Here is a 15273-nt window from a genome sequence, read left to right as displayed (position 1 = left end):
GCCCTGTTGTCGTCGTGCGGGCGCGTTCACGCTCTCCCGAGAGCCGGCGTTGTCGCCGCCGCCTTGCCGCGCCGCAGATAGAGGATGCCGGCCGCGATCGCAATGCCGGCGGCGAAAACCGCAATGGCAACGAACGGGCGATAGGCGATCCAGGCGATGGCGATGACGGCCGGGCCGATCAGCAGGGTGAAGATGAGGGCGATCGCCGTCGTGCCGAAGCGCACGATGGAGCCGATGAAGGGCACCACGTCGGCGATGACGCCGAGGATCGACAGGATGAAGGCGAAGCCGACGAAGATGCCGACGAGGCCGCCGACCCGCACCAGCCAGGTGATGATCGTGTTCTCGCTCTGCGCCGCGTCGAACATGGCCGGCGCATCGAGAAGGCCGGCGTCGCTCAGGAAGAGGTCGCGCCCGTTTGTTGTCTTGTAGGGCGTCAGCCCGCTGCCGCGCTGCGCGCCGATAAAGCTTGCCTCGGAAATGTCCGAGCGCTCGAAGCGGATGCGGATATCGCCGACCTGCGGGTCCTCCGGGTTGAAGGAGAAGACGGCCTGGCCGGCGATCGTCGAGACCGGCTTGCCGAGCGTCACCGCCTCGCCCATCCGGTTCGCCTCGATGGCGGTCAGCGGCACGGGGCGCTCGTCGCCAAGGCGGGCGACCGCGCGGCCCTCCACGCTGAAGGCGCCGATCGTGGCGGATTTCACCGGGAAGCTCGCATCGTCGATGGGCTTCTGCGGATTGTCATGGCCCGACTGGCGGAAGTTGTTGGAGTTGACTTCGTTGCTCTTCCATTCCTTGTGGTAGGAATAGGTGGTGACCGTTTCCTCGCTGCCGCCGAGCTGCTTGCGCGTCTCCGACTTCGAGGTCTCGATCCACTGGTACATCTCGACGATGCGGTTGACGCCGACCGCGCCATCCGCCGAAATGCCGAGCACGTCGTCCTCCGGCACGCCCACCGGCTTCACCGGCCCGGAAATATGCACGAGCTTTCCGTCGTTTGCCGGATCGACGCTGCCATTGTCGACCGAAACGACGAGGCCAGCACCCTCGACGAGCGCGCGATAGGTCTTCACCGACCGGCCTTCATTCCAGAACAGCAGCCAGATGCAGGCGATGAGAAGGATGAAGCCGACCACGATCTTGATCAGCGCGCCCTTCAGCCTGGAGAACCAAGAGGTGGTCGTCGTTTCCGTAAAGCTCATGTTGTCCCCCGACAAGGCGTGCGTCCAATCCCTGAGACGCCCGAAAGCTCATGCTTATTCGCGCTTCCTTACCTGCGCAAGCGGGCACATAATTCAGCGGGGGCGAAGGGCAGGGCGCGGAACATCCCGCCACGCCCTTCGTTCATTGCTGAAATGCGAAGGGAGCAACTCCATGACCGACGACCGCGAAGAAAAAATCCGCAAACGCGCCCACGAACTCTGGCGGCAGGAAGGCCAGCCTGACGGCAAGCCCGACGATCACTGGTTTCAGGCGGCCCGCGAAATCGACCAGGGCGACGGCGAAATCGAGGGCGACGACGTCCCCAACCTCGCCGCAGTACGCGAAGCCGCCCGCCAGCACACGGACGCCTTCGTCGTGAAGACCGACCTTGAAGACGCCGACCAGCGCGAGGTGCCGGGCACACGCGAACAGCCGTAGGGTGCTGGCGGTTTCAGTCTTTTATGGATCAAGGGAAGTTTGGTGGAGCTAAGCGGGATCGAACCGCTGACCTCTTGCATGCCATGCAAGCGCTCTCCCAGCTGAGCTATAGCCCCATAACGGGTCCGGCATGGCCGGTTTTCCGGGAACCGAAGCGGTGTGTCCGTTCGGTGTGCGGCTTATTACTTCCGGTGATCGGAGATGGCAAGCCGAAAAATGAGATCCGGCCGGTTTTTTTGAAACCGGCCGGAAAATCAAAAGCTTAAACTTCGTCTTCGTCGCCGGTGACGCCGATCAGGCCGGTCATGTCGTCATCGTCGTCTTCTTCCTGTTCCAGGAAGGTATCGTCCTCGTCGCCGTCGATTTCGACGTCGTCATCGCCCAGGTCCGGGATGTCGTCGCCGGCCGCTGCTTCGTCGTCGGCATCCTCGAGCGAGACGAGTTCGACTTCGGTGTTCTCCGTATCGACTTCGTTGACGTCCTCTTCCTCAGCCTTTTCGAGAACGGCGACAGCAGCCGTTTCCTCGAAATAGGACAGTGGGTAGGACTTGCCCGTGTAGGGGGAGACGATCGGATCGCGGTTCAGGTCGTAGAACTTCCTGCCCGTTTCCGGATCGATGCGTTTGGTTCCGAGTTCCGCTTTTGCCACAGTCGAAGCCTTCTCTGTGCCGTATGTTTCCGGCGGGGCCGGGTTGCCGGCGCGTTGAACGGTAGAATGATTAGCCGGTCCCCATAGTCGTCTTGGGCAATCCTGTCAAAGCCAAACTTCGGGAGGAAACGGCCGCCGCTCCCGGACGAATGTTTTCCGGCGGGATGATGACGCTTTAAATCGTTTGTGATAGCAAGCCCGCGTTCTCCCCGGGCGATCCTCTCCGGGGAGCGGTGGATGTATATAAGGAAGACGCCCATGTCGCACGGCGCAAGCAGCCGGCCCGCAACCGCCCGCAAATCCTCAGGCCTTTCCGGGACCGTCCGCATCCCCGGCGACAAGTCGATTTCCCACCGCTCCTTCATGTTCGGCGGCCTGGCCAGCGGCGAGACGCGCATCACCGGCCTGCTCGAAGGCGAGGACGTCATCAACACCGGCAAGGCCATGCAGGCCATGGGCGCCAAGATCCGCAAGGACGGCGACACCTGGATCATCAACGGCCTCGGCAACGGCGCGCTTCTCGCGCCGGAAGCGCCGCTCGATTTCGGCAATGCCGGCACCGGCTGCCGCCTGACCATGGGCCTCGTCGGGGTATACGATTTCTCGTCCACCTTCATCGGCGATGCTTCGCTGACCAAGCGCCCGATGGGTCGCGTGCTCAATCCGCTGCGCGAAATGGGTGTGCAGGTGACATCCGTCGACGGCGACCGCCTGCCCGTGACGCTGCATGGCCCGAAGACCCCGACGCCGATCACCTACCGCGTGCCGATGGCCTCCGCCCAGGTGAAGTCCGCGGTGCTGCTCGCGGGCCTCAACACGCCGGGCATCACGACGGTCATCGAGCCGATCATGACGCGCGACCATACGGAAAAGATGCTGCAGGGTTTTGGCGCCAACCTGACTGTCGAGACGGATGCGGACGGCGTACGCACGATCCGGCTTGAAGGTCGTGGCAAGCTCACCGGCCAGGTCATCGACGTGCCGGGCGATCCGTCCTCGACGGCCTTCCCGCTGGTGGCGGCCCTGCTCGTGCCGGGCTCGGACATCACGATCCTCAACGTGCTGATGAACCCGACCCGCACCGGCCTGATCCTCACCTTGCAGGAAATGGGCGCCAATATCGACGTGCTGAACGCGCGTCTTGCCGGCGGCGAAGACGTGGCCGACCTGCGCGTACGCTCCTCCGAGCTCAAGGGCGTGACAGTGCCGGAAGACCGCGCGCCGTCGATGATCGACGAATATCCGGTGCTCGCCGTCGCCGCTGCCTTTGCCGAGGGCACGACCGTGATGAACGGCCTCGAAGAGCTGCGCGTCAAGGAAAGCGACCGCCTCTCCGCCGTCGCGATCGGCCTCAAGCTTAACGGCGTGGACTGCGACGAGGGCGAATCCTCGCTCGTCGTGCGCGGCCGCCCGGATGGCAAGGGCCTCGGCAATGCCGCGGGTGCCGCCGTCGCCACGCATCTCGACCACCGCATCGCCATGAGCTTCCTCGTCATGGGCCTCGTTTCGGAACATCCCGTGACCGTGGACGACGCCACGATGATCGCCACGAGCTTCCCGGAGTTCATGGACCTGATGGCGGGGCTTGGGGCGAAGATCGAGGTGAACGATTAAACTTTCGACTTGGACGGGAATGGAGCGTTAATGGCTTCCGCCTAGGTTTCACCGAAGCCGAAAGACAGAGCATGACGAAATTTCCCGGCCGCCTCGTGCGACGTCTTGACGACGGACGCGTAGTTTATCGCCTGCATTTGCGGGCGAAGGCGGTTGTGCTGAGCGAAGTCGAATTTCAGGCCGTTGAAAGGCTGGTCTTACGGAGATGGCTGATCGGCGTGATCAGTGGCATCGGAATTTTACTTTCGGTGTTGCTCTCGCTTCATTTATACAGGCACGGCATCGTTTCGTCGGTTGTGCTTGTCATCTTCGTGGCTGTTCTGGTGGTGTTGGCGACAATAGCTGAGAAACGCCTCTTGACCCGCGCGAACGCCATGCTCGATGCTGCTCCTGTTTCTGCGGCAGACCGCCTTGAGGCTGTTCCATCTCAGATAAAGGCACTTCGGATTATCCTGAGGAATAGCATTGTTAGGGCGCCCCGGTTGGTGTTCTGGGCATTGCTGCTGTATCTGGGGATAACGTTTTTCGGAGCGCTTTTCGCTCTTGTTGAGCAAGTGCGAGGGAAAGCTCAAATAGCTCCGGACATTCATCCTGCTATTCTTGTCACACTGTCGGCTACCTATGGTCTGTGCCTACTGCTCGTGCTTCGCGCACGTAGGGCGGCTGAGCACGAGCGGCGTTGACTTCTGTAGGTCGAGGGCAAAAAGCTATGGCCAATGAGTTCCAGGACAATGTCTTGCCTCTTGGCATCGCCCCTCGTCTTCCGCTAACACCCTTCATGAAAAACATGTGACACATGGGTGTTCTATGAAAACGATTGCCATCGATGGTCCCGCCGCTGCCGGCAAGGGCACGCTGTCGCGCCGCATTGCGGAGGACTATGGCTTTCATCACCTCGATACGGGCCTGACCTATCGCGCGACGGCGAAGGCGCTGATCGATCGCGGGCTGCCGCTCGACGACGAGGCGGTGGCGGCCGGCGTGGCGCGCAATCTCGATCTCGGCGGGCTCGACCGCACGGTGCTGTCCGCCCATGACATCGGCGAGGCGGCGTCGAAGATCGCCGTGATGCCCTCGGTGCGCCGGGCGCTGGTCGAGGCGCAGCGCGGTTTTGCGGCGCGCGAGCCCGGCACGGTGCTCGATGGACGCGATATCGGCACCGTGGTCTGCCCCGATGCGGCGGTGAAACTCTATGTCACGGCCTCGCCGGAAGTGCGCGCGACGCGCCGGCTGGACGAGATCGTGGCGGGCGGCGGGGTGGCTGATTTCGAGACGATCCTCGACGATATCCGCCGCCGCGACGAGCGCGACATGGGCCGCGCCGACAGCCCGCTTCGCCCCGCCGACGATGCGCACTTGCTTGATACCTCGGAAATGAGTATAGAGGCGGCGTTTTCGGCGGCTAAATCGATCATCGACGCCGCTCTGAAGCACTAGAACGAAGCCTGTCCCCGCGCCGGATTTGCTGCCTCCCGAGGCAGCGGACAAAGCTCCGTTTATCATCAACGCTAACCCCCGGCGCCCGTGCCCGAGTGGCACACCAGGAGTTTTCATGTCTCAAGCAAACCCCACGCGCGAAGATTTCGCAGCCCTTCTGCAGGAATCCTTTGCGTCTAACGATCTGGCCGAAGGCTATGTCGCCAAGGGCATCGTTACGGCCATCGAGAAGGACGTCGCCATCGTCGACGTCGGCCTCAAGGTCGAAGGTCGCGTACCGCTGAAGGAATTCGGTGCCAAGTCCAAGGACGGCACGCTGAAGGTCGGCGACGAAGTCGAAGTCTATGTCGAGCGCATCGAAAACGCGCTGGGCGAAGCTGTTCTTTCGCGCGAAAAGGCTCGCCGCGAAGAGAGCTGGGCCAAGCTCGAAGTCAAGTTCGAAGCCGGCGAGCGCGTCGAAGGCGTGATCTTCAACCAGGTCAAGGGTGGCTTCACCGTCGATCTCGACGGCGCCGTTGCCTTCCTGCCGCGTTCGCAGGTCGACATCCGTCCGATCCGCGACGTCACGCCGCTCATGCACAACCCGCAGCCCTTCGAAATCCTCAAGATGGACAAGCGTCGCGGCAACATCGTCGTTTCGCGCCGTACGGTTCTCGAAGAATCGCGCGCCGAGCAGCGTTCTGAAATCGTTCAGAACCTCGAAGAAGGCCAGGTTGTTGACGGCGTCGTCAAGAACATCACCGATTACGGTGCGTTCGTTGACCTCGGCGGCATCGATGGCCTGCTGCACGTCACCGACATGGCCTGGCGCCGCGTCAACCATCCGTCGGAAATCCTGTCCATTGGCCAGCAGGTCAAGGTTCAGATCATCCGCATCAACCAGGAAACCCACCGCATCTCGCTCGGCATGAAGCAGCTCGAGTCGGATCCGTGGGATGGCATCGGCACCAAGTACCCGACCGGCAAGAAGATCTCCGGTACGGTCACGAACATCACCGACTACGGTGCGTTCGTTGAGCTGGAGCCGGGCATCGAAGGCCTGATCCACATCTCCGAAATGTCCTGGACCAAGAAGAACGTTCACCCCGGCAAGATCCTGTCCACGAGCCAGGAAGTCGACGTGGTCGTTCTCGAAGTCGACCCGACGAAGCGCCGCATCTCGCTCGGTCTCAAGCAGACCCTCGAGAACCCGTGGCAGGCCTTCGCGCACAGCCACCCGGCTGGCACGGAAGTCGAAGGCGAAGTCAAGAACAAGACCGAATTCGGCCTGTTCATCGGCCTCGACGGCGACGTGGACGGCATGGTGCACCTCTCCGACCTCGACTGGAACCGTCCGGGCGAGCAGGTCATCGAGGAGTTCAACAAGGGCGACGTCGTCAAGGCTGTCGTTCTGGATGTGGACGTCGACAAGGAGCGCATCTCGCTCGGCATCAAGCAGCTCGGCAAGGACTCGGTCGGCGACGCCGCTGCGTCCGGCGACCTGCGCAAGAACGCTGTCGTTTCGGCTGAAGTCATCGCGATCAACGATGGCGGCATCGAAGTGCGTCTCGTCAACCACGAAGACCTCACCTCGTTCATCCGCCGCAACGATCTGTCACGTGACCGTGACGAACAGCGTCCGGAGCGTTTCTCGGTCGGCCAGACCGTCGACGCCCGCGTGCTGAACTTCTCGAAGAAGGATCGCAAGATCCAGCTTTCGATCAAGGCGCTCGAAATCGCCGAAGAGAAGGAAGCCGTCGCGCAGTTCGGTTCGTCCGACAGCGGCGCGTCGCTCGGCGACATCCTCGGCGCGGCTCTGAAGAACCGCAACAACGCCGAGTAAGCCTTGCTTGCTTGAAAAATAAGAAGCCCGCGGAGAGCGATCTCCGCGGGCTTTTTTGTTCAGGTCCAGTAGTCGCCGAGCTTCTGGTAGAAGACGAGGCCCGGCTCGATGACGCCGACCATCTCCGCCGTCTTCTCGCGCCGGCGCACCATCTCGGTGGTTTCCGGGGTGACCTCTTCCGGTTCGTCGCCCGAGGCATCGGGCTCCGCATCCTCGCCGTCCCCTTCGCCTTCACCCTCCGCCTGATCCTCATCCTTCTCCGTGTCGCGGGTTTCGAACCATTCAAGGTCCTCTTCCGCCGGCAGGTAGGGCACGAAGGCGAGCGGCACGCCCTCGCGCGGCAAGACCGTTGCCGCAAGCAGTCTCTCGGGTGTCGTGTCGGCCGCGACGGCGGCCCGGACGGTTTCTCGGGCCTGCGGCAGCGGCAGGGCGTCGTCCAGCTCGGCCGTCTGACGCGGCAGGGCCGGGGTCGATTGTGCGGTCTCGGCGCGCACCTTGCCGCCATCGGCGACCGTTTCGGCCTCCACTGCCTGTTCTGCGGCCTGTTCCGGCAGTTCGGTGCTGAGGGGATTCTGGTTCTGCTCCGCCGGCGGATCGATGGGCTGTTCCAGCAGCGCTTGCAGGAACTTCGCCTCTTCCGGCGAGAGGTTTTCGACGAGATGGGCGACGGCCTGCATCACGAGTGCCTGCGGCAGGTCGCGTGCCACGGCTTGCAGCACGCTGCGGGCGAGCGCCTGGCCCGTGGCATTGGCGGTCTGCGCCTTGGCGGGCATCTCGTCCCGCTTCACGGCCGGGGCCGCTTTCTGCGTTTCTTCCGTATCGACGTTGTCGCGGGTCACGGCCTCGGTTGCTTCCACCGGCGGTCGGTCGGCGACCTTGGCGATGGGAGCCGGCACGGGCAGCTCCGTCCGCACTGTTATATTTGCTTGAACCGGCAGGCGGTTCGTGCCGGCGAGGGCGGCGGGGCGGGCCAGCTCCGTCTCCACCGCGCGCGCCGTGCTCACGGTCCGCGGCTTGCTGCCGCTGTCGAGATCGAAGATGCGCTTCAGCACGGTCTGGAGGGCGCGCGCATCGCCGGCGATCTGCGTTGCCTGAGCGGTCTGCTGCGGACCATGGCGGCCGACGGCGGCGAGCTGCTGGGCGGTGAGACCGAGCGGCTTCTGCTGGCGTTCCGCGCCGGCGGCGGGAAGATCGTCGGCATCGAGGCTTGCCGTCAGCAGGATGGCGAGCTTTTGCGCTTCCGGCCCGTTCGGGTTGCGCACCACCTCGACGAGGCTGCGCGTCGGCATGGCGGAAAGCACGGTGCCGATCAGTTTTTCCACGGCGGGGCGAAGTTCCGGCGGCAGCTTGGCGAGGATGTCGGCAAGCTTGCGCCCGCCTTCGCCCTCCCGGCCGGGCAGGGTCTTCAGCGCGGCAAGCAGCGTTTCGAGCAGGTCGCGGCTCGGGCTCGGCTCGCTCGTGCGCGGCATGTGCTTGAGCATGGTCTCGATGAGGCGCAACAGCACCTCGGCGCGGAGGTTGGCGAGGGCGGCGGCGGAAAGCTGCGGCTTGACGGCGGCCTCGACGGGGGTGCCGGCCTGAAGGGCGGGGGAGGGCTGTAGTGCCCCGGTCGTAGGTGCCACTCGTGGCAGCATGCCCGCCTCCTGTTCTTCCCGGCCGATGCTATCCGCATCGCAAAGCCTGCCAATGTTCCATCGTTCGTCGGATGGCGCATCATGCGCGACGCTGCGAGGTGATGATCTTCGGCCCGGACGAACCGGGCATTTCTGCGGAGGCGACGGGTAACCCGGCGAAGCACTGAACCGCTGCAACTGTGCCGGACGGGTGAGCCCGCTATTCCGAACAACTTCCTATCCATTAGAATTGGCATTTTATGGTTAACGAATTGCTAACGCGTGCAGAAACGCTTCGCGCATGCAGCATTGTTCATCCCGAATTGTCGCGCGAAACGGGCCTTGCCCCTTATGCTCAGCTCGCGTAAATCTTCTCGGCACTGTTGGCCGCCGGTGTTTTGCGGGCCGCGGATGCGGCGGAGACCCCCTCGATGAACCTCACCAATCCCATCCTCAACACCGACAGCTACAAGTTCAGCCACTACCTGCAATATCCGCCGGAAACGCGCGCGATTTCCTCCTATGTCGAGGCCCGCGGCCATTCCGAGCAGCCGGAAGTGCTGTTCTTCGGCCTCCAGATGTTCCTCAAGGATTATCTGTCGAAGCCGGTCACGCGCGAGGATATCGAGGAGGCCGAGGGCATCGTGACGGCGCATGGCCTGCCGTTCAATCGCGAGGGCTGGGCGCATATCGTCAACAAGCACGGCGGCTTCCTGCCATTGCTGATCGAGGCGCTGCCGGAGGGAACCATGGTGCGCCGCGGCGTGCCGGTCGTGCAGGTGGTGAACACCGATCCGGCCTGCTACTGGCTGACCTCCTATATCGAGACCTCTCTTCTGCGCGCCATCTGGTATCCGAGCACGGTCGCCTCCAATTCGCGCAAGGTGAAGCAGATCATCCAGCCCCTCTTGGAAAAGACCTGCGACGACCCGGCCGCCGTCCTCCCCTTCCGCCTGCACGATTTTGGCGCGCGCGGCACGACGAGCTTCGAGCAGGCGGGCATCGGCGGTGCGGCGCATCTCGTCAATTTCATGGGCACGGATACGGTGAGCGCGGTGCTCTTTGCCCGCCGCTACTACGGCGCGGACATGGCAGGCTTCTCGATCCCGGCCTCCGAACACTCGACCATGACGTCCTGGGGCCAGGAGCATGAGGCGGAAGCCTATGGCAACATGATCGACAAGTTCGGGGCGAAGGGCCTCTATGCCGTCGTCTCCGACAGCTACGACATCAACAATGCCGTCGCGGAAATCTGGGGCAAGCAACTGAAGGAGCGGGTGCAGACGGCGGGTGGCACGCTGGTCGTGCGGCCCGACAGCGGCGATCCGGTGGAGACACCGGTGCAGGTCGTGCGCCAGCTCGCCTATGCCTTCGGCACGCACCTGAATGCCAAGGGCTACAAGGTGCTCGACGACAGCGTGCGCGTCATCCAGGGCGACGGCATTTCACCCGCCGATATCGGCCTCATCCTCGGCCGCCTGGAGGCCTTCGGCTTCTCCGCGGAAAACATCGCCTTCGGCATGGGCGCGGGGCTGTTGCAGAAGGTCAACCGCGACACCTATTCCTTCGCCATGAAGGCCAATGCCCGGCAGGATACGGCCGGCGCCTGGCACGACGTCTACAAGCGCCCGGCGACGATGAACCTGAAAGCCTCGAAGGCCGGTCGGCAGGCGGTGGTTACGGGCGTCGGCGGGTTGGAAGCCGCGCGCATCGACCAGCTGGTCGGCCGCGAAAACCTGCTCCAGCCGGTCTGGCGTGACGGCAAGCTTTTGCGCGACTGGACCTTCGACGAGGTACGCGCCCGCGCCGCCTGATCCCCTTGCAGACGGGCGTCCGCCGCTCCATCTTGGCTTCGATGACTGGAGACGAGAGATGACGGTACGCCCGCCGCAGGCGCTCGCCCCCTCCTTCACCAAGGATACGGGGCTGAACATCCTGGAATACGAGCTGATGTCGGAACGGGCGGACGCGCTCGGCCGGCACGGGCTGAAGGTCGAGAAGGCACTGGCGCTGCTCGCCGAGCGCCTCGCCGCCGGCTGCACCGAGCTGGAACGCGAGGACCTCCTGAACGACGCGGCAGACAAAGTCTGGGCCTTCTTCATCCAGCGGGAAATGTGCGGCCTGCGCAGCCAGAAGGATGCGGTCCGACGCTACGCCATTCCGCCGGAAGTCATCGCCCGGCTCGGCATCGTGCGGCGCAAGCCCTGATCGTCAGGCCACGAGCTGGCGGGTGATGAGGTCGTAGATGCCGTTGTCGTCGACGCGCAGCGTGAAGATTTCCTTCTTGGCCTCTTCCCGTTCCTCCTGCTCGCGCACGCTGGCGGCATCGAGATCACGAACGGTTTCCGCCGTGATGTCCTTGGCGTCGGTCGGAGCCTTGTCGGATGTCGCCGGCGTCTTCTCGGCAAGTGCCGTCGCCGCGGCACCGGCGGCGAGCAGCTGGATCGTGTCGACCGCGGCCTTGGCCGGGTCGTCCGCCGCCTTGCCGTCCGTCTTGTCCTTCGTCGCATCCTCATGGGCGCGGCCGACGGCGTCCTGCAGCTTCTGCACGTCTTCAAGCTTCTCGCCGGCTTCCAGCGATTGGATGGTTTCCTCGCGCTCGGCGCGGGTCTCGGCATCCTCGACACGGGTCGGGTCGCGCTTCGTGCGGTCGAGCTTGAGTTCCTCGATGCTCTTCGGGTCGGCCGCGTCTTCCAGACGGGCGAGCACCTTGCGCATCTCGGGCGTCAGCGCCTTTTCGTCGCGCGCCTTCTCGGCGAGCGCTTCCTTCACGCGCTCCGCTTCCGCGCCATAGGGGCTGCGGATCGCCGCGACGAGATCCGTGGCCTTGAGGCCGAGGTCGGAAAGGCCGGATTTGCTTTCCAGCGTCGCCACGTCCGTCGGCAATTCGCCGCGCAGGCGCGTCAGCATGGTGGAAAGGCGTTTTTCGAAATCGGCGTCGGCTTCCTCCTCGCCCTGCTCCACGCCGGAGGCGAAGGCGAGGCGGGCGACGAGGTTGGCAGTCTGGTCGTCCGAGGGGCCGGCCATCGCCTGCTTGACGGCGGTCAGCGTCGTGCCGAGCCCGCCGAGTGTCACGTTGAGCGTGCTGCCCTTCGCCGGCAGCGCGATGCCGTCAACGAGCGTCAGCATGTCGGAAAGGCGTTGCGCGAAGGCGCGGGGCGTTTCGCCCTCCTGCTGTGTGACGCCGAGCGCGTCGCTGAAGCGGGAGATCAGCTTGGCAAGCGTATCCTCGCCGCGGCCGTTGCTGCCGAAGAAATGTTCGTTGATGCGGGCATTCGCCTGCCGCGCGGTGTCATCCGAACGCAGGGCCGCCGGCTGCAGGACGTCATCGGTCTTGCGCCCGCTGGTCTTTTCCGCTTCCTCGCGGCGCCTATCCTCGATCGTCTCGACGATCGACTGCATCGCCGAGACGGCGGCGGTGGACTGCGCGCTTTGCAGGGGTGTCAACATGGCAACCTCCAGTCTTGCCGGAGGATAGTCCGCAGGCGATTAACCGAACGTTAAGCCTGTGCCCGTCGGATTTCGGGGGTATCCGGCGGCTGCGGCCGGCAGACGACCGTGACCAGCACGAAGCTGACATAGAGCAGCAGATACCACGAGCCGAGCTTGGTGAAGGGCACCATGTGCCAGATCTTCTGGCCCGGGTAGAGCCAGACGCCCGTCGCCGTGCCGATGTTTTCGGCGATCCAGAGAAAAATGCTGGTGAAGAAAGCCGCGAGCACGAGCGGCATCCAGCGCGGTTTCTGCTCGACCGTATAGTAGATGCGCACCCGCCAGAACAGCAGCACGGTCGCCGCAAAGAGCACCATGCGGATGTCGATGAAAAAATGGTGCATGTAGAAATTGACGTAGATGGCGATCGCCAGGAGCGCCGTCGCCCAGAAGGGCGGATAGTGGGTGAAGCGCATGTCGAAGATGCGGATGGCGCGCGCCATGTAGCTGCCGACCGAGGCATACATGAAGCCGGAAAACAGCGGCACGCCGCCGATGCGGATGAGCGCCTCCTCCGGATACACCCACGAGCCCATATGGACCTTGAAGATCTCCATGGCCGTGCCGACGAGGTGATAGATCAGGATGACCTTCGCTTCCTCGAAGCTCTCCATCTTGAGCTTGAGGAAGGTGATCTGGATGGCGAGCGCCATCACGAAAAGCGCGTCGTAGCGATGGATCGGCCAGTCCGGCTGCCAGACGAGTTTCGTCAGGATGATCAGGCCGAGCATCAGCCCGCCGAACAGGCAGGCCCAGGCCTGCTTCAGCCCGAACAGCACGAATTCTGCAAGCCCCGGCGGCAACGCCGCCAGCCGGCCGCGGATCACGCGGCGCAGCGGCTCCAGCGTCGGCCCGGTCTGGTGCTGCTCCTGCACGAAAAGGCTCAGCTATGCGCAAAAATGTCGGTCTCTTCCCAGCCGATGAGGTCGAGCTTGGCGCGGGTCGGCAGGAAGGCGAAACAGGCTTCCGCATGGGCCAGTCGGCCGTCGCGCACGAGGCGCGCATTCAGCTTGTCGCGCAGCGCATGCAGGTGCAGCACGTCGGAGGCGGCATATTCGAGCTGCGCCGGCGAGAGCGTTTCGGCCGCCCAGTCGGAGGACTGCTGGTGCTTGGAAATGTCGACCTCGAGCATTTCCTTGAGATTGTCCTTCAGGCCATGCCGGTCGGTATAGGTGCGCGTCAGCCGCGAGGCGATCTTGGTGCAGAACACCGGCGTGGTGGTGACACCGAAGGTGTGGAACAGCACGGCGATATCGAAGCGGCCGTAGTGGAAAATCTTCTGGCGGGCCGGGTCTTCCAGCATGGCCGTCAGGTTCGGCGCCTCCTTCTGGCCGGCGGCGATGCGGATGACATCCGCCGTGCCGTCGCCCGGCGAAAGCTGCACCACGCAGAGCCGGTCGCGCCGCGGGATGAGGCCGAGCGTCTCGGTGTCGATGGCGATGGCGCCGGTATAGCGGGCCGCATCCGCCGCGGAAATGTCGCCTTCGTGATAGCGGATTGCACTTGCCATGAAAAACCCCATCTAAGCTGCACGATTATCGTGAGGCCTATAGCGCATGTTTCCGGCTCGCGGTACTTCTTTGTGGAAGACGAAGGACCGGCCGCCGGCCGGAAGAGACGATGAAGATACGATTGGCCCTTGTCGCCCTGCCCCTCCTGTTTGCCCCGGCCGCCACGCAGGCGCAGGTTTTTCATGATCTGCCGGGTGTCGTGACGACACAGGAGCATGAAGCCGAGGAGCGGGTGGACTGCACGCCGCGCTACATTCCGCCGCCGGAAAACAGCACGCAGCAGCATTGGGGCCGCACGGTCTATGACTGCACGCGCAGCGGCGTGACCACGACGGGCAGCGGCATGCCGCTGTCGCGCGAGCGCAACCTGCGCGGCCTCGACTGGTAACATTCCCCCATCCATTCTCCGGAGCAGCCATGACCGATGCCCCCCTGCCGCTGGTGATCAGCGCGCCCGAGCCGCGCTCGCTGGACTTGATCTTCACGCGGGAGGCCGAGGCCGAACTGCGCAGGACCTACCACATCGTCGAGGCCGATCCGGAAAACATCGGCGGGCTTTCCGACGATGTGCTCGGCGAGGCGCGCTACATCCTCGGCCAGCCACCGCTCTCCGCCGAGACGCTGGCGCGCATGCCGAAACTGCGCGCCATTCTCAATGTCGAGAGCAATCTCCTCAACAACATGCCCTACGAAATCCTGTTTTCGCGCGGCATCCACGTTGTGACGACGGGGCAGGTCTTTGCCGAGCCGGTCGCGGAACTCGGCCTCGCCATGGCCTTGAACCTCGCGCGCGGGGTGATCGATGCGGACGTCGCCTTCCGCGAGGGCAAAGAGCTCTGGGGCGGCGAGGGCAACCAGTCCGCCCGTCTTCTCTCCGGCTCCGAAATCGGCATCGTCGGTTTCGGCGATCTCGGCCGGGCGCTGAACCGCGTGCTTTCCGGCTTCCGGGCGAAAATCCGCGTGTTCGATCCCTGGCTGCCGCCGTCGATGCTGCGCGAGGCGGGCGTCGAGCCGGCGTCGCTTTCCGAAGTGCTGGCGATGAGCGATTTCGTCTTCGTCGTCGCCTCGGTGACGAGCGAGAACAAGGGTTTTCTCGGCGCCGAGGCCTTTGCCTCCATGCGCAAGGGCGCGGGTTTCATCCTGCTCAGCCGCGCCGACGTGGTCGATTTCCCGGCACTGATGGCGGCCGTCGCATCCGGCCATATCGTTGCGGCAAGTGACGTCTATCCGGAGGAACCACTGCCGCTCGACCATCCGGTGCGAACGCTTGCCGGTTTCGTACGCTCGGCGCATCGCGCCGGCGCGCTCGACAGCGCCTTCAAGAAGATGGGCGACATGGTGCTGGAGGATATGGCGCTGATGGACCGCGGCCTGCCGCCGATGCGCTGCAAGCGCGCCGAGCGCGAGACGGTGTCGCGCATGCGCTCGAAGCCGGTCAGCGTCAACTGAAACGAAAAGGCCGTGGTGGTTTCCCACCACGGCCTTTTCGATTCT

15 protein-coding genes and 1 tRNA gene are annotated in these 15273 nt (G+C 64.2%); 9 read left to right on the top strand and 7 right to left on the bottom strand.

What is annotated here, in order from left to right:
• Positions 1–26 precede the first annotated feature (26 nt).
• Complete coding sequence (locus tag GB927_RS14495; RefSeq protein WP_256117811.1) at positions 27–1202, bottom strand: TMEM43 family protein; 1176 nt, start codon at positions 1200–1202, stop codon at positions 27–29.
• A gap of 172 nt (positions 1203–1374) precedes the next feature.
• On the opposite strand from GB927_RS14495, the gene GB927_RS14490 reads away from it, so the two are divergent.
• Entirely contained in the window at positions 1375–1641 is a 267-nt protein-coding gene (locus GB927_RS14490) for a DUF2934 domain-containing protein (RefSeq protein WP_439615005.1), read from the top strand.
• A gap of 40 nt (positions 1642–1681) precedes the next feature.
• Here GB927_RS14490 and GB927_RS14485 read toward each other — a convergent pair.
• A tRNA-Ala gene (locus tag GB927_RS14485) sits at positions 1682–1757 on the bottom strand.
• 146 nt (positions 1758–1903) lie between these two features.
• A complete protein-coding gene (locus GB927_RS14480; protein WP_256117808.1) occupies positions 1904–2290 on the bottom strand; it encodes a TIGR02300 family protein in 387 nt (128 codons plus the stop codon).
• Between the two features lie 258 nt (positions 2291–2548).
• Here GB927_RS14480 and aroA point away from each other — a divergent pair, with 258 nt between their 5' ends.
• From aroA to rpsA, 4 genes are all read left to right on the top strand, one after another.
• On the top strand, positions 2549–3904 hold the full coding sequence (gene aroA, locus GB927_RS14475) for a 3-phosphoshikimate 1-carboxyvinyltransferase (protein ID WP_256117807.1): 1356 nt from the start codon (positions 2549–2551) through the stop codon (positions 3902–3904).
• 71 nt (positions 3905–3975) lie between these two features.
• Positions 3976–4587, top strand: coding sequence for a hypothetical protein (locus tag GB927_RS14470; protein WP_256117806.1), 612 nt, complete (start codon positions 3976–3978; stop codon positions 4585–4587).
• Positions 4588–4711: 124 nt separating this feature from the next.
• A complete protein-coding gene (gene cmk / locus GB927_RS14465) occupies positions 4712–5341 on the top strand; it encodes a (d)CMP kinase (RefSeq protein WP_256117805.1) in 630 nt (209 codons plus the stop codon).
• Positions 5342–5456: 115 nt separating this feature from the next.
• The gene (gene rpsA / locus GB927_RS14460; RefSeq protein ID WP_256117804.1) at positions 5457–7163 is read left to right on the top strand and encodes a 30S ribosomal protein S1; all 1707 of its coding nucleotides are present in this window, start codon (positions 5457–5459) and stop codon (positions 7161–7163) included.
• Between the two features lie 59 nt (positions 7164–7222).
• Here the strand turns inward: rpsA and GB927_RS14455 are convergent, their stop codons facing one another.
• Positions 7223–8797 carry a hypothetical protein gene (locus GB927_RS14455; protein ID WP_256117803.1) on the bottom strand — a complete coding sequence of 525 codons (1575 nt, stop codon included), beginning with the start codon at positions 8795–8797 and terminating at the stop codon, positions 7223–7225.
• A 410-nt stretch (positions 8798–9207) separates the two neighbouring features.
• Between GB927_RS14455 and GB927_RS14450 the strand changes: the two genes are divergently transcribed.
• Together GB927_RS14450 and GB927_RS14445 are read left to right on the top strand one after the other, a co-directional pair.
• Entirely contained in the window at positions 9208–10590 is a 1383-nt protein-coding gene (locus tag GB927_RS14450) for a nicotinate phosphoribosyltransferase (protein WP_256117802.1), read from the top strand.
• A gap of 58 nt (positions 10591–10648) precedes the next feature.
• Positions 10649–10984: a DUF6665 family protein gene (locus tag GB927_RS14445; protein ID WP_256117800.1), complete on the top strand. Its 336-nt coding sequence runs from the start codon at positions 10649–10651 to the stop codon at positions 10982–10984.
• A gap of 3 nt (positions 10985–10987) precedes the next feature.
• Here the strand turns inward: GB927_RS14445 and GB927_RS14440 are convergent, their stop codons facing one another.
• The 3 genes from GB927_RS14440 to GB927_RS14430 are packed head-to-tail and all read right to left on the bottom strand — an operon-like array spanning position 10988 to position 13778.
• Positions 10988–12226 (bottom strand): hypothetical protein, encoded by a 1239-nt coding sequence (locus GB927_RS14440; protein WP_256117799.1) that lies wholly within the window; start codon positions 12224–12226, stop codon positions 10988–10990.
• Between the two features lie 50 nt (positions 12227–12276).
• Complete coding sequence (locus GB927_RS14435) at positions 12277–13143, bottom strand: DUF817 domain-containing protein (RefSeq protein ID WP_439655496.1); 867 nt, start codon at positions 13141–13143, stop codon at positions 12277–12279.
• A gap of 8 nt (positions 13144–13151) precedes the next feature.
• Positions 13152–13778 (bottom strand): ribonuclease D, encoded by a 627-nt coding sequence (locus tag GB927_RS14430; protein ID WP_256117797.1) that lies wholly within the window; start codon positions 13776–13778, stop codon positions 13152–13154.
• Between the two features lie 110 nt (positions 13779–13888).
• Between GB927_RS14430 and GB927_RS14425 the strand changes: the two genes are divergently transcribed.
• Positions 13889–14167 (top strand): hypothetical protein, encoded by a 279-nt coding sequence (locus tag GB927_RS14425; protein WP_256117796.1) that lies wholly within the window; start codon positions 13889–13891, stop codon positions 14165–14167.
• Positions 14168–14196: 29 nt separating this feature from the next.
• Positions 14197–15228, top strand: coding sequence for a hydroxyacid dehydrogenase (locus GB927_RS14420; protein WP_256117793.1), 1032 nt, complete (start codon positions 14197–14199; stop codon positions 15226–15228).
• The last annotated feature ends 45 nt before the right edge of the window (positions 15229–15273 follow it).

The sequence above is a fragment of the Shinella lacus genome (genome assembly GCF_010994755.1).
In the GTDB taxonomy this organism is placed as follows: domain Bacteria; phylum Pseudomonadota; class Alphaproteobacteria; order Rhizobiales; family Rhizobiaceae; genus Shinella; species Shinella lacus.
The sequence above is the reverse complement of the archived record's forward strand: the minus strand, read 5'-3'. Positions and strand labels throughout refer to the sequence as shown.